This window comes from Kitasatospora saccharophila, from assembly GCF_039529925.1.
Taxonomy (GTDB): domain Bacteria; phylum Actinomycetota; class Actinomycetes; order Streptomycetales; family Streptomycetaceae; genus Kitasatospora; species Kitasatospora saccharophila.
Window position 1 is genome coordinate 88566 of record NZ_BAAANS010000005.1, and the last position, 15734, is coordinate 104299.

10 protein-coding genes are annotated in these 15734 nt (G+C 74.8%); all 10 read right to left on the minus strand.

All coding sequences use genetic code 11. From position 1 onward, the window contains the following. Positions 1 to 36: 36 nt before the first annotated feature. The 10 genes from ABD345_RS05690 to ABD345_RS05735 all read right to left on the minus strand — a co-directional run bounded on the left by ABD345_RS05690 (position 37) and on the right by ABD345_RS05735 (position 15717). Positions 37 to 1206: an acyl-CoA dehydrogenase family protein gene (locus ABD345_RS05690; protein ID WP_344550653.1), complete on the minus strand. Its 1170-nt coding sequence runs from the start codon at positions 1204 to 1206 to the stop codon at positions 37 to 39. Positions 1207 to 1246: 40 nt separating this feature from the next. Continuing rightward, positions 1247 to 2452 carry an acyl-CoA dehydrogenase family protein gene (locus ABD345_RS05695; RefSeq protein ID WP_344550654.1) on the minus strand — a complete coding sequence of 402 codons (1206 nt, stop codon included), beginning with the start codon at positions 2450 to 2452 and terminating at the stop codon, positions 1247 to 1249. Then, positions 2449 to 3765, minus strand: coding sequence for an ATP-grasp domain-containing protein (locus ABD345_RS05700; RefSeq protein WP_344550655.1), 1317 nt, complete (start codon positions 3763 to 3765; stop codon positions 2449 to 2451). Before ABD345_RS05700 ends, ABD345_RS05695 begins: the two co-directional genes overlap by 4 nt. Further along, entirely contained in the window at positions 3762 to 5045 is a 1284-nt protein-coding gene (locus ABD345_RS05705; RefSeq protein WP_344550656.1) for an ATP-grasp domain-containing protein, read from the minus strand. Before ABD345_RS05705 ends, ABD345_RS05700 begins: the two co-directional genes overlap by 4 nt. Continuing rightward, positions 5042 to 6316, minus strand: a complete 1275-nt coding sequence (locus ABD345_RS05710) for an MFS transporter (protein WP_344550657.1) — start codon at positions 6314 to 6316, stop codon at positions 5042 to 5044. The genes ABD345_RS05705 and ABD345_RS05710 overlap by 4 nt, the downstream gene beginning before the upstream one ends. Next, positions 6313 to 7404, minus strand: coding sequence for an NAD(P)/FAD-dependent oxidoreductase (locus ABD345_RS05715; RefSeq protein WP_344550658.1), 1092 nt, complete (start codon positions 7402 to 7404; stop codon positions 6313 to 6315). Before ABD345_RS05715 ends, ABD345_RS05710 begins: the two co-directional genes overlap by 4 nt. Then, positions 7401 to 8948, minus strand: a complete 1548-nt coding sequence (locus tag ABD345_RS05720) for a class I tRNA ligase family protein (RefSeq protein WP_344550659.1) — start codon at positions 8946 to 8948, stop codon at positions 7401 to 7403. Before ABD345_RS05720 ends, ABD345_RS05715 begins: the two co-directional genes overlap by 4 nt. Then, positions 8948 to 10288 (minus strand): SidA/IucD/PvdA family monooxygenase, encoded by a 1341-nt coding sequence (locus ABD345_RS05725; RefSeq protein WP_344550660.1) that lies wholly within the window; start codon positions 10286 to 10288, stop codon positions 8948 to 8950. The genes ABD345_RS05720 and ABD345_RS05725 overlap by 1 nt, the downstream gene beginning before the upstream one ends. Positions 10289 to 10457: 169 nt before the next feature. Next, the gene (locus ABD345_RS05730) at positions 10458 to 11864 is read right to left on the minus strand and encodes a hypothetical protein (protein ID WP_344550661.1); all 1407 of its coding nucleotides are present in this window, start codon (positions 11862 to 11864) and stop codon (positions 10458 to 10460) included. A 412-nt stretch (positions 11865 to 12276) separates the two neighbouring features. Next, entirely contained in the window at positions 12277 to 15717 is a 3441-nt protein-coding gene (locus ABD345_RS05735; protein ID WP_344550662.1) for a DUF4132 domain-containing protein, read from the minus strand. Positions 15718 to 15734: the final 17 nt, after the last annotated feature.

A 15734-nucleotide genomic window follows, 5' to 3' on the forward strand; every position in this document is an offset into this window, starting at 1 on the left:
CGGGGTTCTCTCCCTCGGGGTTCGGGGTTCGCGGGGTCAGACCAGGCCGAGGCTGATGCCGAACTCGGGCTCGGAGCCCAGCAGGTAGGCCCCGGCGGACTGCAGGATGCGGTCCTGGGCGACCAGGTGCTGGGCGAGGACGGTGGTGTCGCGCAGCCAGCGGTCCATCGGCGAGGAGCGGTTGATCGACCAGGTCTGCAGCAGGTCGTAGGTGCGGGCGACGATCGTCCGGGAGCCGCGGAAGGCGTGCAGCCAGGACAGCGGGGAGGCGACCCGCTCGGTGGGGGTGAGGTCGTCCAGGGTGCCGCCGGCCGCCAGCACCGCCCACTGGCGGCGCATCGCGCCGTACACGCCCTCCCGGACGGCGTTGAACTCGCCTTCCAGGCGGGCGAGTTCGGTCTGCACCCGCCAGCTGTCGGCCCAGCTGCGGCCGGCCATCCGGTCGTAGCGGGTGGTGGCGACCTCGCGGGCGTGGTCGAGCGCGGCCCGGGCCACGCCGAGCGGGACGCCGCACATCGCCCGGGTGAAGGAGTCCGGCTGGGCGAGCGGGCCGGGGCGGCCCTGCGGGGTGGCGAAGGTGTAGGTGTGCTCCTCGGGGACGAACACGCCGTCCATGGTGTAGTCGCAACTGCCGCTGCCGCACAGGCCGGTGGTGTCCCAGTTGTCGATCACCTCGACCTGTTCGCGGGGCACCAGGAACTGCCGGGAGTCGTGCCGGTGCTTGCTGCCGGGGGCGGCCCAGGGCCGGCCGCCGTCGTAGATGAACGCGCCGGAGGTGACCCAGTCGGCGTGCTTGACGCCGGAGCCGAACGACCAGCGGCCGCTGAGCCGGAAGCCGCCGGGGACCCGCTCGGCCCGGCCGGCGGGCTGGAGCAGGCCGGCCACCACCAGGTCGAGGCGCGGGAAGACCTCCTTGGCCACCGTCTGGTCCAGGAAGTTGGCGTAGATGCCGGTGTTGGCGCCGATCACGGCGCACCAGGCGGCCGAGGCGTCGCCGTACGCGAGGGCCTCCACCACCTCGGTCTGCTCCATCGAGGTCAGGCCGGGTCCGCCCCACTCGGGGCCGTAGCACATGCCGAACACGCCGGTGCCGCGCAGCAGTTCGACCACCTCGGCGGGCAGTGTGCGGTTGGCCTCGATCTCCGGGGCCCGCTCCCGCAGGACCGGCGCCAACTCCCTTGCGCGGAGCAGGATCTCCGATGTCATGCTGGTCACTTCTCCTTCTACGTCGGGGGGGTCGGGCGGGTCAGCGGTCCAGGCCGAGGCTGATCCGGAACAGCGGGGGGCTGCCGAGCAGGTAGGCGCCGACCGACTCCAGCACGGCGTCCTGGGCGGTCAGGTTCTGGCACATCACCGCGGTGTCGCGCAGCCAGCGGTCCATCGGCGAGGAGCGGTTGATCGACCAGGTCTGCAGCAGGTCGTAGAGCCGGGTGACGACGGCGCGGGAGGCCCGGAAGGCGTGCAGCCAGGCGAGCGGGGAGGCGGCGCGCTCGGTCGGGGTGAGGTCGTCCAGGGTGCCGCCGGCCGACAGCACCGCCCACTGGCGGCGTGCCGCGCCGTACACGCCCTCCCGGGCGGCGTTGAACTCGGCCTCGCAGCTGGCGAGTTCGGTCTGCACCCGCCAGCTGTCGGCCCAGCTGCGGCCGGCCATCCGGTCGTAGCGGGTGGTGGCGACCTCGCGGGCGTGGTCGAGCGCGGCCCGGGCCACGCCGAGCGGGACGCCGCACAGGGCGCGCATGAAGGAGTCCGGCTGGGCGAGCGGGCCGGGGGTGCCGCGGACCTCCCAGAAGGTGAAGGTGTGCTCCTCGGGGACGAACACGTCGGTCATCGTGTAGTCGCAACTGCCGGTCCCGCACAGGCCCGTGGTGTCCCAGTCCTCGACCACCTCGACGGCGGAGCGCGGCACCAGGAACTGTCGGGAGTCGTGTGCGTGCGGGCTGCCGGGCTCGGCCCAGGGCTCGCCGTCCTGGAACAGGAACGCGCCGGAGGTGACCCAGTCGCTGTGCCTGATCCCGGAGCCGAACGACCAGCGGCCGCTGAGCCGGAAGCCGCCGGGGACCCGCTCGGCCCGGCCGGCCGGGGCGAGCACACCAGCGGTGATCAGGTCCAGGCTCGGGTACACGTCCTTCACCACGGACTGGTGGAGGAAGTTGGCGAGCAGCCCGCTGTTGGCGCCGATCACGGCGCACCAGGCGGCCGAGGCGTCGCCGTGCGCCAGCGCCTCGACGACCTCCAGCTGTTCGACCGAGGTGAGTTCGGGGCCGCCCCACTCGCGGGCGAAGCACATCCGGAACACGCCGGTGCCGCGCAGCAGTTCGACCACCTCGGCGGGCAGCGTGCGGTTGGCCTCGATCTCCGGGGCCTTCTCCCGCAGCGCGGGGGCGATCTCCCTGGCCCGGCGCAGCACCTCGGCGGCGTCCTGGGGCGGTCCGGCCCAGCGCGCGGCGCTCACCGGTCCACGTCCAGCAGCCCGGCGGGCATCGCGAACGGGGCCTCGGGGTCGGCGGGCCCGACCTCCGAGGTGACGGTGCGCACCAGCGCGGCGGCGGCGGCCAGCCGCTGCTCGCAGGCGGCGACGCCGTCGGCCTCGCAGACCACGAAGGAGTGCCGGGCCAGGTAGCCGCCGGGGGGCAGCCGCAGCACGGTGCCGGGCGGGGCCATCGGGGCGGCGTGCAGCAGGCCGGGCGCGTCGCCGGGCGCGGGGAGGGTCAACTCCTCCAGCTGGCAGTCCTGTTCGGGGCAGCCGAAGCGGATACCGGCGACCGCGGCGCGGGTCGGGGCGATCTCCGGGCGGCGGCCGGTGGCGACGTCGAACAGCACCTCGCCGGGTTCGATCCCGGTGGCGATCCGGCCGAGCAGCGGGATCAGGTCGCCGCCGAGCCGCCCGTTGACCTCGACGATCAGCGGGCCGCGCGGGGTGAGCCGCAGCTCGGTGTGGGTGATGCCGTCCTCGACGCCGAGCGCCCGGTGCGCGTCGGCCAGGTGGGCCAGCAGGGCCGGATCGGCGAGCAGCGGGTCGGCGGCGTCGACGACGTGGCCGACCTCCTCGAAGTACGGCTCGTCGCTGCTGTACTTGCGGGCCAGGAACAGCGGCAGGTACTCGCCCTTGTGGACGGCGCCGTCCACGCTGATCTCCGGGCCGCCCGCGTACTCCTCGACGATCACGCTGGCCCGGTAGGGGCCGGGGTCGACCTCGCTGGCGGACAGCGCGGTGCGGAACGCCTCGTCGAGCTCCCGCTCGTCGGCGGCGAAGACCACGCCGATGCTGGCGCCCATGGCGCGCGGCTTGAGCACCACGGGGTAGCCGATCCGGGCGGCGGCGGCGCGGGCCTCGGCGAGGTCGGTGGTGAGCGCGAAGCCGGGCTGGCGCAGGCCGGCGGCGGTGAGCACGGTGCGGGTGCGCTCCTTGTCGCGGACGCCGCGCACGCCGCGTTCGGACAGGCCGGGGACGCCGAGTTCGGCGGCCAGCAGGCCGGCGTCCAGCACCAGCGGCTCGTCCCAGCAGAGCAGGCCGACGATGTTCCGGCGGGCGGCGATCTCCCGGACAGTGGCGTTCATGGTGGCGGTGTCGAAGACGTCGGCGACCACGATCTCGTCGAAGTACTCGCGCTGCCAGGTCGGCCGCAGGTTGTTGACCAGCAGCAGCTCCAGGCCGGCGGCGCGGGCCCGGCGGCTCATCGGGCCGACCAGGTACTCGCGGTACTCCTTGAGTCCGCTGCCGATCACCAGCAGGGTGCCGGGCGTCGTTTCCCGTTGTTCGGTCATGATTCCTCCGCTGCTCGGGGGGCGAGGTCGAACCGGACCAGCGCGGCGGCCGCGTCGGCGAGCCGGCGGGCCTCGGCGGGGGTGTCGGCGAGGGTGGTGACGATGCCGACCCGGTCCCAGGAGCTGCGCAGGCCGGTGGCGCGGTGGCCGGGGGCGATGCCGACCGCGGCGAGCCGGACGCCTTCGGCGGCGCGGGCGGCGTCCAGGCCGTGCACGGCGGTGACGGTGCCGGGCCGGTCGGGGGCCAGGAAGGCGGCGGCGGTGGCGCGTTCGGCCTTGGCGGGCAGCGGGCCGGGGTCCTCGCCGCGCATCAGCGCGTAGTAGGCGCGGGTGAGGTCGACCGGGTAGGCGGCCTCGATCAGGTCGGTGATGGAGTCGCCGGGCAGCCGTCCGGCGCACTCGACCAGGACCGGGACGCCGTCGGCGAGGATCCACTCGCAGTGCAGCACGCCGGTGCCGAAGCCGACCGCGGCGGCCAGCCTTTCGGTCTCGGCGGCCAGCAACTCGTGGGTCTCCGGGGGCAGTTCGGCCGGGACGGTGTGCCCGGACTCGATCGGGTGCGGGCCGGGGTAGAGCAGTTTGCCGGTGGTGTTGGCGAACACCGGGCGGCCGTCGGCGACCAGCATCTCGACGCTGAACTCCGGCCCGGAGACGTACTGTTCGGCCAGCATGACGGGGGTGATCGGCCGGTCCGGGACGAACGCGCCCTCGTCCTGGGCCTGTCCGAACGCCCAGGCGGCCTCGGCCTCCTCGGGGCCGCCGACCACCAGGGTGCCGACGGACGCCTGCCGGTTGGCGGGCTTGAGCACCGCCGGGCCGGGGTGCCGGGCCAGGAAGCCGGCCAGCGCGGCGGCGTCGGCGACCGGCTCGGAGGCCGGGTTGGCGATCCCGGCGGCGGCCGCGACCACCCGCAACTGGTGCTTGTCGCGCAGCAGTTGGGCGGCTCCCAGGCCCGCGCCGGGCAGCCCGTAGCGTTCGGCGAGCCGGGCCGCGAACGGCACCGCGTACTCGACGGCGGGGATCACCGCGACCGGCTCGAGCCCGGGGTGGGCGGCGAAGAAGGCATCGGCGCGGCCGGGCAGGTGGTACTCCCACTCGATCAGGCCGCGGGCGTAGCCGATGGCTTCGACCGCCCCGGCGAGGTTCCGCTTGCGGGCGACGTCCGGTTCCTCGACGTAGACCACCGAGTCGGCGTCCTGGAAGGCCGCGACGGTCGCGACCGCGAAGGCCACGTAGCCGACGATCAGCACCGGCCGCGGGCCGGTCGACGGGCCGCTCATACCGTCTCCCCCACCGGGTCCTGGTCGGCGGCGGCCGCGGCGGCCGTCCGCCGCTGCGCCCGCTGCCTGGTGCCGTACACCGCGAGCACCCCGGCCAGGCCGTTGACCACGGCCATCAGCACCCAGAACCCGGCGTGCAGGTGCGTCCAGGCCCACACGCCGAACAGCGGTCCGACCGCCGAGGCCAGGCCGGCCGCGGCCTGCATGGTGGCCAGGTAGCGGGCCTTCGAGCCGTCCGGGAAGGTGGCCGGGTGGGCGAACATGCTGGGCCCGGCGATCATCAGCCCGCTGACCGCGAGCACCGCGCCGAACAGCACGAACGCCCCGGAGTGCACGGCCAGCCCGTAGGCGGCGAGGCCGATCGAGTTGACCAGGTGGCCGACGCCGACCGCCAGGTGGGTGGGGATCCGGGTGATGTACGCGGTGATCTTCAGCTCGCAGGTGATCAGCACCAGCGAGGAGGCGGTGAGCACCGCGCTGTACAGCCAGGTCGGGTAGTCGTCGTGGACGATCTCCAGCGGCAGCGAGATCGAGGACTGCACGTAGGCGACCGTCCCGAGCACCACCGCGGCCAGGTAGGCGAGGTACGCCCGGTCGCGGAGCATCCCGGCGTACGCGGCCCGGCCGTCCGCGCGGCGTTCGGCCTTCGTCCGCGGCGCCCGCTCGGGCACCGCGTGCCGGGGCAGCAGCCGGTGGGCGAGCAGCGCGTACACCAGGGTGGTGGCGCCGTCGATCCAGAACAGCAGGTCCCAGTCGAGCAGGATCACCCCGGCGGCGATCAGCGGGGCGAGCGCGGCGCCGGTGTTCAGCGCGATCCGCATCATCGAGAACGCCATCACGTGGTAGCGCTCCGGCATCAGGTCGCTGAGCAGTACCGAGGCCGCGGGCCGGTACGCCTGCGCGGCCAGGCCGGCCAGCGCGATCGCCACCAGCAGCGCCGGGACCAGCCCCGGCCGGGCCAGCAGCGGCAGCACGGCGACCAGCGGCGCGGAGCCGAGCATCGCCGCGACGATGGTGGTGCGCGCCCCGAACCGGTGGGTGGCCTCCCCGCCGAGCAGGGTGCCGAACACGGTGCCCAGGCTGTACGCGCCGAGCGCGAGGCCCGCGGTGCCGTCCGACAGGTCCCGGTGCGTCAGGTAGAGCACCAGGAAGGTCTGGACGAACGCGCCGAGCTGGTTGACCAGGACGCCGCCGAGCAGGTACCGGACGGTGGTCGGGGTGGCCCTGAGCGTGTCGAGGACGCCGATCGGGGGCCCGTCGTCGTCGGTCATGCCGCCTCCTTCACTGCTTCGGCGATGCGCTCCGCGACCAGCGGAGCGGTGGAGAACCCGCTGCCGCCGCAGGCGGCGCGGGTCCACAGGCCCGGGGAGACCCGGGTGAGCAGCGGGCCGCCGGTGGCGGTGTCCGCGGTGTAGTGGCAGACCCGGACGCCCGCCACCCGGTAGCGCTCCAGGTCGGGCAGGACGCCCTCGGCGGCCAGCCGGTCCAGGTGGGACCGCTGGTCCTCGCCGGTGCTGTCGGTGTCCGCGACGGGGCGGCACACCGTGTCGGAGCTGAGCTTGAGCAGCGTCCCGGCGCCGGGCGGCAGCACCCAGCCGCGGCCCGCCCGGCCCAGGCCGCCCGCGGCGGGCGCGTCGTCCCAGCGGTCCTCGCCGTCGGGGCGGCGCAGGTAGAGCATGGTCTGCCGGTACAGGGTGACCGGGCCGGGGGCGAGCCGCCGGGTCCACGGGCCGCCGGCCAGCAGGGCGAGGTCGCCGCGGAGCACCTCGCCGGTGTCCAGCACGATCCGGCCGGAGCCGGTGAACACCGAGCGGACGGTGCTGTGCGGGCGCAGCACCACGCCCGGCCGGGCGGTCAGCCAGCGGGTGGCGGCGTGCAGCACCCGGTCGGCGAGCAGCACGCCGCCGGTGCGTTCGCGCACCCCGACGGTGCCGGGCGGCAGTCCCAGCGGCGGGAGCGCGTCCGGCTCCGGCAGGTCCACCGGGACGCCCGCCTCGGCGGCCTCGGCGAGCAGCTCGTCGAGGCGTTCGGCGGGGTGGGCGGTGAGGGTGCCGACCCGGCGGTACAGCGGGGTGCCGAGCAGCGCCTCCAGGTCCTGCCAGTGGCGGTGCGCGGCGAGCCGGCGGGCGGTGCCGTCGGGTTCGCCGGGCAGCAGGGTGCGGATGGCGCGGTGCTGGTCGTGCGAGGTGGCGTCGGGGTTGGGCAGCGGGCCGCGCTCCAGGACGGTGACCCGGTGCCCGGCCCGGGCGCAGGCGACGGCGGCGAGCAGGCCGGTGACGCCCGCGCCGACCACCACCACGTGCGCGGCGGCGCTGCCCGTCGCGGGGGCGGTCGGCGCGAGACCGGTGGCACTGCTCACCGCCCGCCGCCGCGGGCGCGGGTCGCCAGCCGGGGCAGCGGGCGGGGGGTGACGGTGGTGGCGGTGTGCTCGGCGGGGATCGCGGTGTCGGGCAGGGCCTCGGCGGCGAGGTCGACCAGCAGCGGGGCGGCGCAGCGCAGGAACAGGTCGAGTTCGTGCCAGAAGTCGCCGGCGTCGGCGTCGGTGACCTCCCAGCGGTCGAGCCGGCCGAGCTGTTCGGTGAGGGTGGCGGCGGCGGCGCTGAGGCTGAAGCGGCGCGGGCGCAGGGCGGCGGCGAAGCGTTCGGCGATCAGCGCGGCGGCGTGCCGGGAGCGGGCGCCGACCGGCAGCGGGCCGCGGCCGAGGTGGGCCTCGGCCTTGGCGGCGACCCGGTTCCAGGGTTCGACCAGGCGCTGGCCGCAGACCCGGTCCATGGCGGCGCGGGTGAAGTTGGTGCGCTGGAAGTCGGGGCCGGTGGCGGCCAGGTAGTAGCGGGCGAGGTCGCGCGGGACCTCGGCGGTGAGCTGGCGTCCGGTGACGACGTGGCCGCGGCTGGTGGAGAACTTGTCGCTGTCGAGCTCGTAGAACTCGTTGGTGACGAAGTGCGCGGGCAGGGCGAGTCCGCCGAGGGCGAGCAGCATGGCGGTGCCGGCCAGTGCGAAGGCGAAGCTGGCGTCGGAGCCGAAGAAGTAGGCGACTTCGGGGCCGTTCTCCAGCGCCCAGTGCCGTTCCTCGTCGCCGGGGACCTCGCCGCGGGCCTCGGCGGCCAGCGCGATGGCGTGCAGGCTCCAGGCGACGGTCTCGGTGTCGGAGTACAGCACCTGGCCGGGGGTCTCGGCGAACGGGGCGGGGATGCCCCAGTCGATGGGCAGCGTGATCGGGTAGTCGGGTAGCCGCCGGGCCATCAACTCCTCGACGAGCTGGGCGAGTCGGGGCCGCATGGTGGGGGCCAGCCGGGCGAAGTAGCTGGCCAGGGCGGTCCGGTGCTCCTCCAGCGGCAGCACCAGGACCTCCTTCTCCCGCAGTTCGACCGGGAGTTCGGGGTGCCGGGTGGAGCGCGGGTCGATCAGTTCGCCGGAGGCGATCCAGTGGCCGCAGCTCTCGCACAGCCCGGCGCAGCCCTCGGCCAGGCAGACCGGGCAGCCGCCGCGGACGTAGGCGTCGGTGAGGTACTCGCCGGTGCCGGGCAGGTACGGGAAGGCGACCTTGCGCAGCCTCAAGTGCCCTTCGCCGTACAGCCGTTCGAAGAAGGTGCGGACGGTCTTCAGGTAGCGCTCGTCGAACCGGACGAAGCCATCCGGGACGATCCCGGCCGCGGCCAGGGTGGCCTCGACCTGTTCGGCGGCGCGCTGCCGCAGCTCCTCGGGCTGTTCGCCGAGCCGGCGGGCGGTGGTGACGATGTAGTTCTGGGTGAAGTGGACGCCGGTGCCGAACAGGGTGTCCCGGCCGGTGGCGCGGGCGTAGCGGGCGCACACGTCGGCGGACAGGAACGGCCCGGCCAGGTGGCCCAGGTGCAGGTCCCCGTTGGCGGTGGGGCCGGGGGCGACCACCAGCAGCGCGGCCATCAGCGGCCGCCCGCGACGGCGGGGGCGACGGCGGGGGCGACGGCGGGGGCGACGGCGGGGGCGGCGGGGGTGGCGACGGCCAGGCCGTGGCGGGCCAGCAGGTCGCCGGTGATGTCGCGGGCCCGGTGGGCGAGCACGCTGATCAGCGAGTCGGCGATGCCGTGGGTGGCCTCGTTGACGCCCTGCAGGTACAGCGCGGCGTCGGTGCCCGCGCCCAGCTCGACCCGGTAGTCACGGCTGACGGTGACCTCGGCCAGCCCGGCCTTCTCGGTCAACTGCCGCACCAGGGACGGCATCCGGCTGTCGTAGCCGGTGCCGAGCAGGACCAGGTCGCAGCGCTGCTCGGTGACCTTGCCGGTGCGCCGGTCGCGCAGGTCGAGGACCACCTCGCCGTCCTCCTCGCGGGCGGCGAGCACCTCGGTCATCGCCCGGACCTCGGCCCGGCCGGTGCCGATCATCTTCTCGCGGTAGAGCAGCATGTACAGCTCGTCGAGGAACGGCGGGGCGAGCGCGGCGTAGTTGGTGAACCGCATCTCGTCGAGGAGCTGGGCGCGGGTGTCGGCGGGGGCGTCGAAGAACTCGTCGACGAAGGACGGGTAGAACAGCTCGTTGACGAACTTGCTGGTCTGGTAGTTCTGCAGGCCGATCGAGCGGACCAGCATGGTGACGGTGGAGTTCGGCAGGTTCTCGTACAGCGCCATGAACATCTCGGCGGCGCTCTGCGCGCCGCCGATCACCACGGTGCGCAGCGGGGCGTCCTTGTCGACGGTGCTGATCCGGCTGCGGAAGCGGGCGCTGTGGATGACCTTCTCGGCGGGCAGGTCGGCGAAGACCGCGGGGATGTGCATGTCGCGGCCGGCGCCGACGACCAGGTCGCGGCAGCGGATGGTGTCGCCGTCGGCGAGGGTGACCTGCCAGCCGACCAGCTTGCCGTCGGCGTCGTAGCGCGGCTCGGTGGCGGTGGCCTTCGCGTCGTAGCGGATCCGCACCTTCTCCAGCGAACGGGCCACCCACTGCAGGTAGTCGGAGAACTCCCAGCGGTGCGGGTGGAAGGTGCCCAGGTTGATGAACTGGTCCAGCCGGTCGTGCTGGTGCAGGAAGTTCAGGAACGAGAAGCGGCTGCGCGGGTCGCGCAGGGTCACCAGGTCCTTCAGGAAGGACACTTGGCTGCGGGCCCAGGGCATCAGCAGGTCGCGCTGCCACTTGATGTCCGGGGCCTGCTCCAACAGCAGGGTGCGCTCGGCCAGTTCGGCCGATCCGCTCTCCTCGATCGCGGCGGCGAGGGCCAGGTTCGCCGGTCCGGCGCCGATCGCCAGTACGCCCACCTCTAGGTCAGCCACACTCTCCCCCTCGGGAACTCGGTTTCTTCCAGGGCCGGTTGTCGCGACGAGGAATCTAGGAAGCCGACGTTCCCGGCCGGTAGGGCGTCCTTCCCGGCGGCGGGGGAATTTCCGGACGGGCGTGCGAAGGGCCCCGGAGGAAGTTCCCCCGGGGCCCTTCGCACGGTTCCTACTTCTTGGTGATCCGCAGCACCCCGGTCTCGGTGCCCTGGTAGAGGGTGCCGTTGGGCGCGGTGGTGCCGGTCATCTGCAGCGGGTTGTAGAGCAGGCCGATGCCGAAGGTGGTGCCGGCGACCTTGGCGCCGGTGGCCGGGTCGATCACCGCGTGCGCGTAGCTGGCGAAGGTCTGGGCGCCGACCGAGTCGGTGGGGCCGCTGACGGTGACGGTGTAGATCAGGTTGTCGCCGAGCGAGAGCCGGGGCAGCGCCGCCGACTTGACGTCGCTCTCCCACACGGTGGAGCAGCCGGTGCCGGTCGCGTTCAGGTCGATCCGGGCCAGGCCGCCCTGGAAGGAGGCCGAGGACGGGACGCTGGCGGGCGCGCCCTCGGGCAGCGCCGGGTACGGGTAGCCGTAGGTGTTGGTGACGAACACGCTGCGGCCGGAGGCGATCACCGCGTCCTCGGTGCCGCTGGCGGCCCACTTGGTGAGCACCGGCGTGCTGCAGACCGGGGCCGGCCCGGCGTCGACCTTGTAGACCAGCAGGTTCTCGTGCGGGGCGGCGTTGTCGGTGATGGTGACGTACTCGGTGCCGTCGCCGGGCCCGAAGAAGCTGGGCGTGGCGCCGGTGCCCCAGCTGAGCTGGCCGGGCTTGCGGCCGGGACCGCGGTCGTAGGGGGCGCGCCACTGCACGACGGGGGTGCCGTCGGCGGCCTGGCCGAGCAGGTACAGGGCGTGGTCGGTGGCGACGGCGGTGTGGCCGGGGACGGTGGAGATGCTGTTGGCGACGCCCTCGCCGGTGGCCAGGGTGCGCACCGTGCCGGTGGCGGTGTCGGCGGTGCCGATGACGCCGCCGCCGGTGGCGAACCACACCTTGCCGTCCCAGCCGGGGCTGAGGCCGACGATGTTGTCGCCGGACGGTATCGCGGCGGCCAGCGGGGTGCTCTCGTCGACGGTCAGCTGCCAGGAGCCGCTGCTGCCGCGGTGGTGGCCGATCCGCAGCAGGTTGTCGTTGCCGTCGACGCCGACCAGCCGGTCGTTCTGGTCCAGGTAGGCGTACACGCCGCCGAACAGGGCGCCCTTGGGGAGCTCCAGCGAGGCCAGGTCGTTGCCGTTCGCGGGGTCGAGCAGGTGCACGGTCGGAGTCTGGCCGAAGATCGTGGTGCACAGCGCGACCGGGTAGCCGTCCTGCCCGACCGTCACGGTGGGGCAGGCCGAGGCGAGCGCGGTGCGGCTCCAGTTGACGGCGCCGGTACCGGGCCCCGCGTACGGGGTGGTGTCGCTGGAGGCGGAGTCACCGTGCATCCCGGCGTTGCCGTTCGGGGCGGTGGCCGGGTTCTGCGGGGGCAGCGGCCCGAAGGCGGTGGCGGCGAGCGCCGCGGCCAGGGCGAGGGCGGGGAGCAGCAGTCGGGTGCGCATGGCGGGGTCCTGTTCCGGGAGGCTGAATCCTTCCGACGGCAGCGGAAGGAAGGAACGCCGAACGGCGGACGGCACCGGGGACGGGAAAGCGCGCGGGGCCGCTCGGCGGGAGTGCGTGAGCGGCCCTCTACGGGAGGGAAGGGGTACGGGCCGCGTCAGCCGACGCGGCGACAACCCGTCGTGGTGGCACGGCCATGGTCGACATGGCGGCGGCTCACCAGCAGGGTCATGCCGGGAACCATAGCGGCCGGGCACCGCGTTCCGCTGCCCCTTTCTCACTCCTCGGACGAACGGAGTCGGGAGGACGGCGAGCGGCGGGCTGCGGGCGGGCTGGTGTCTCGGCGTCACCGTTCGGGCCGCGCCTCCGTCCGGTCGGGGCCGGCACCGGTCGGCAGCCGTCCGGCGTCGGACGTCACCGAGCGGTCAACTCCTCCAGTTCGGCCAGGAGTTCCGAGGAGACGACCGGCTCCAGGTCACCGAGGCGCTCGCGGTACTCACGGCCGTTCGGCCAGTAGCTCCCCGGTGATTCGTCCAGCCAGACCGCCTCGAAGGTCTGCTCGTCGTACTCGTTGGGGAGGCCGACCGCGATGCCCGGCTGGATCTCGATCACCAGGTGACGGCCGTTCGGCAGCGGCTTGTGGAACCAGAACTCCAGCCCCGCGTCCTGCGGTTCGCCGCGCCGCCAGCCGCGCTTGGTCAGCCCGAGCAGCCGGCCCACCGGCACGGTGTGCCCCTCGAACCGGCGCAGTCGGTGGCCGGCGGCCTCCTCCTCGGTCAACGCGGCGACTGAGCGCCCCAGTTGACGGAACGGCTGGAGGATCTCGTAGTCCGCGAACAGCTCGGCCCAGGCGGCGAGGTCCGCGGGCGCCAGGTGCAGCGGGTGGGCGAGTCGGACGACCGCGCCCGGGGGCAGCGCGAACGGCCCGTCGTGGACGTCGGCGTAGCTGCGGTCCTCGGCGACCCGGAACGCGGTGCCGTCGGCGCCCCCGGCCGGAGCCGCCGTCCAGACCAGCCGGCGCACCAGGTGTCCGAGCAGCGGGTGGGCGACCAGCAGGTCGGTGAACTCGCCCGTGCTCCAGGTCCGTTCGGTGACCATCGCGGCCTCCAGCCGGGCGCTCTGGTCGGCGGCCAGGGTGCGGACGTCCTTCTTCAGCGCGGCGAACCGCTTGCGTTCGGCGGGGGCGAGTTCCGGATCGTCCTTGACACCGGGCGCGGGCAGGTCCTTGCGGCGCTTGCCGTCGGCGTCCCGCACGTACGGGCGCAGCTGCTCGTCGAAGCCGACGGTGAACCTCCGGCTGCCGTAGTCGATCACCGTGCTGCCGTCCGGCTCCAGGCCGAGGTCGGGCACCAGGCGGTCGCCGAGCTGCTCGGCGGTCAGGACCAGGCCCTCCGCCACCTCGGCGATCTTCTCCTGCGCACGGGCCTTCAGCGCCTTGAACTTCACCCGCTGCGCGATGCCCTGGAGGTGCAGCAGCGCGGCGTCGGTGCCGATCGCGGCCAGCACGTCCAGCCCCTCCACCGCCCGCTGGTGGGCGTTCAGGCCCGGCCACTCGCACAGCAGCGGGGCCAGTCGCCGGGCGGTGTCGTCGTCGCCGAACTCGGCGAGTGCGTGCAGCGTCCAGCTGTCCGGCCCCGGCATCCCGACCTGCCGCCACTCCTCCAGCAGCGTCCAGCAGAACGCCCGCACCGTGTCGGCCCGCAGTGCCGGGGCGACCAGCGCCAGGCCCGGGTACGGCTCGCGGAGCTTCCCCCACTGCAGCACGGTCAGCAGGTGACGCACCGCCTGCTGCGTCAAGGCACCGCTCCCGTCGGCCAGTTGGATCTGCGGCAGCACCTCCAGCCGCAGCCAGGAGGGGAGTTCGGGCAGCTTCGCGGGCAGCTCGGCCTGCAGCGGGTCGAAGTCCAGTGCGTCCGCGACCACCTCCGCGACCCGCTCGCCGTAGCGCTCGGCGACCGCCGCCGTCAGCGCCTCCGCCCCCTGCCGGGCGGCCACCAGCCGCAGCGCGTGCTCGGCCGCGGCCCGCTCCCGACCGGCCTTGCCGACCGCCGCCGGAACCAGCAGCAGCGCCCCCGCCACCCCGTGCCGGGCGAACCACGAACGGGCCACCGGCTGAACGGACTTGAGCCGCAGCAGGGCGTCCGCCATCACGCCCGCCGCGACCGCGCCGCGCACCGGCAGCAGCACCGGCGCGACCTGGGCCGGCCGGGCCACTGCCGCGCCGAGCACCAGCCGCAGCGCGGCCGGGCCGAACCTGGCCAGCACCGGTGCCAACTGCTCACCGCAGGAGGCCAGTTCGCGCGGGTCCCAGGACTCCAGGTACGGCGCCATCAGCTCCGCCGGAGCGATGGCCAGCAGCCGGCAGCACTGGCCGGTCCAGCCGTTCTCCTCGGAATTGCGCACCTTCTCCGCCCAGCCGATGTCCGCCGTGTACTCCCAGGAGCGGAAGGGGGTGGCCGCGAACGCCGCCGACTCGCCCTCATCCCAGAGCAGTTGAACGTCCTGGTCGGCCACCGGGCCGGTCAGCACCCGCGGCTTGCGGACGGCGCGCCGCCGCGTCCACGGCGGGTCGACCAGCAGCGCGGGCAGCCGCTCCGGCGCGGCCTCCGGCAGCGGTTCCCGCGCCCCCTCCAGGCCCCGTACGTACGCCGCACTCTCCTCGTCCAGGGTCGGCAGGATCTCCGGCAGCCGCGAACGCAGCACCGCCACGTGCCCGTTGAGCAGCTGCCGGGCGGCCGCCGCGTCGGGGCCGCCGCGCCGCGCCGCCGCCGACAGGACCCGCACCGCCCGGACCGGGAAGCGCCGCACCGTCTCCAGCAGCACCAGCCGGACGGTCTTGGCGGCGATCCGGTCGACCAGTTCGCCCATCGCCTCGTCGGTCGGGAACTCCGCCACGTACTCGGCGTACTCGCGCACCCGGTCGCCCTCGCTCCCGTAGTGCGCCAGCACCTCCGCCACCAGCGGCGCCGCGGCCGGCCCGACCCCGTCGGCGAGGGTGGCCACCAGCTGGGGCGTCCAGTACAGCCACACCCCGCGCGTCGCCGCGTCGAACCGCCGCGCCTGTTCGGCGCCGCCGAGCGCGGGCACCAGCAGCTCGCGCAGCAGGAGGGTCACCCCGCGCGCGTGCCCGGACAGCTCGGCCAGACAGGCGTCCACCCACTCCGTCCGCTCCGGCACCAGGAACGCGGTGACCGCCCGGCGCAGCGGGGTGCCCCGCAGCTCGGCCAACTCCGCCACCACGGACGCGTACTCGCCCTCCGGCGCGGCGGCCAGCGCCCGGCGGGCGGCCGCCAGCACCCGGAGGCCGAAACTCGGGTCGGCGCAGTACGGGGAGTCCAGGTCGCGGACGGTCACCCGGGCCCGCCCCCAGCGGGGCGCCTGCAGCTCGGAGGCGTCCACCTCCAGGGAGACCAGGGCGGCCCGCACCGCGAGGCTCAGGCCGAAGCGCGCCGTCCAGCCCGCGAAGGCCCGCTCCTCCCAGTCGGGATCGCCCCACTCCCGGAGCATCGCGGTGACCGCCGCCAGCCCCACCGGGTCCGGCGCCCCGGCCCGGTACGCCCGGACGGCGGCCACCACCCCGGGATCGGACCCCTCGGCGGTCAGCACCTGCTCGACCGCCCGGTGCGGCCGGGTCATGTGGAGGTCCTCCGCCTCGGCCACCGCCGCCGCGTCCAGCACCGGCCACCCCGCGGGCAGCGGCACCGGCACCCCGCCCCGGCGGCGCGGCAGCACGTGCGCGCGCCACGCCTCGGGCAGCACGAACGCGTCCTCGTCCGGGAACCCGGCGGCGCGGGCGAGCCCGTCGGCCTCCCGGAACTCCGCCGAACCGCCGTCGACCGACTCCCAGCGCCGCACTTCGCCCCTCCGGCCCC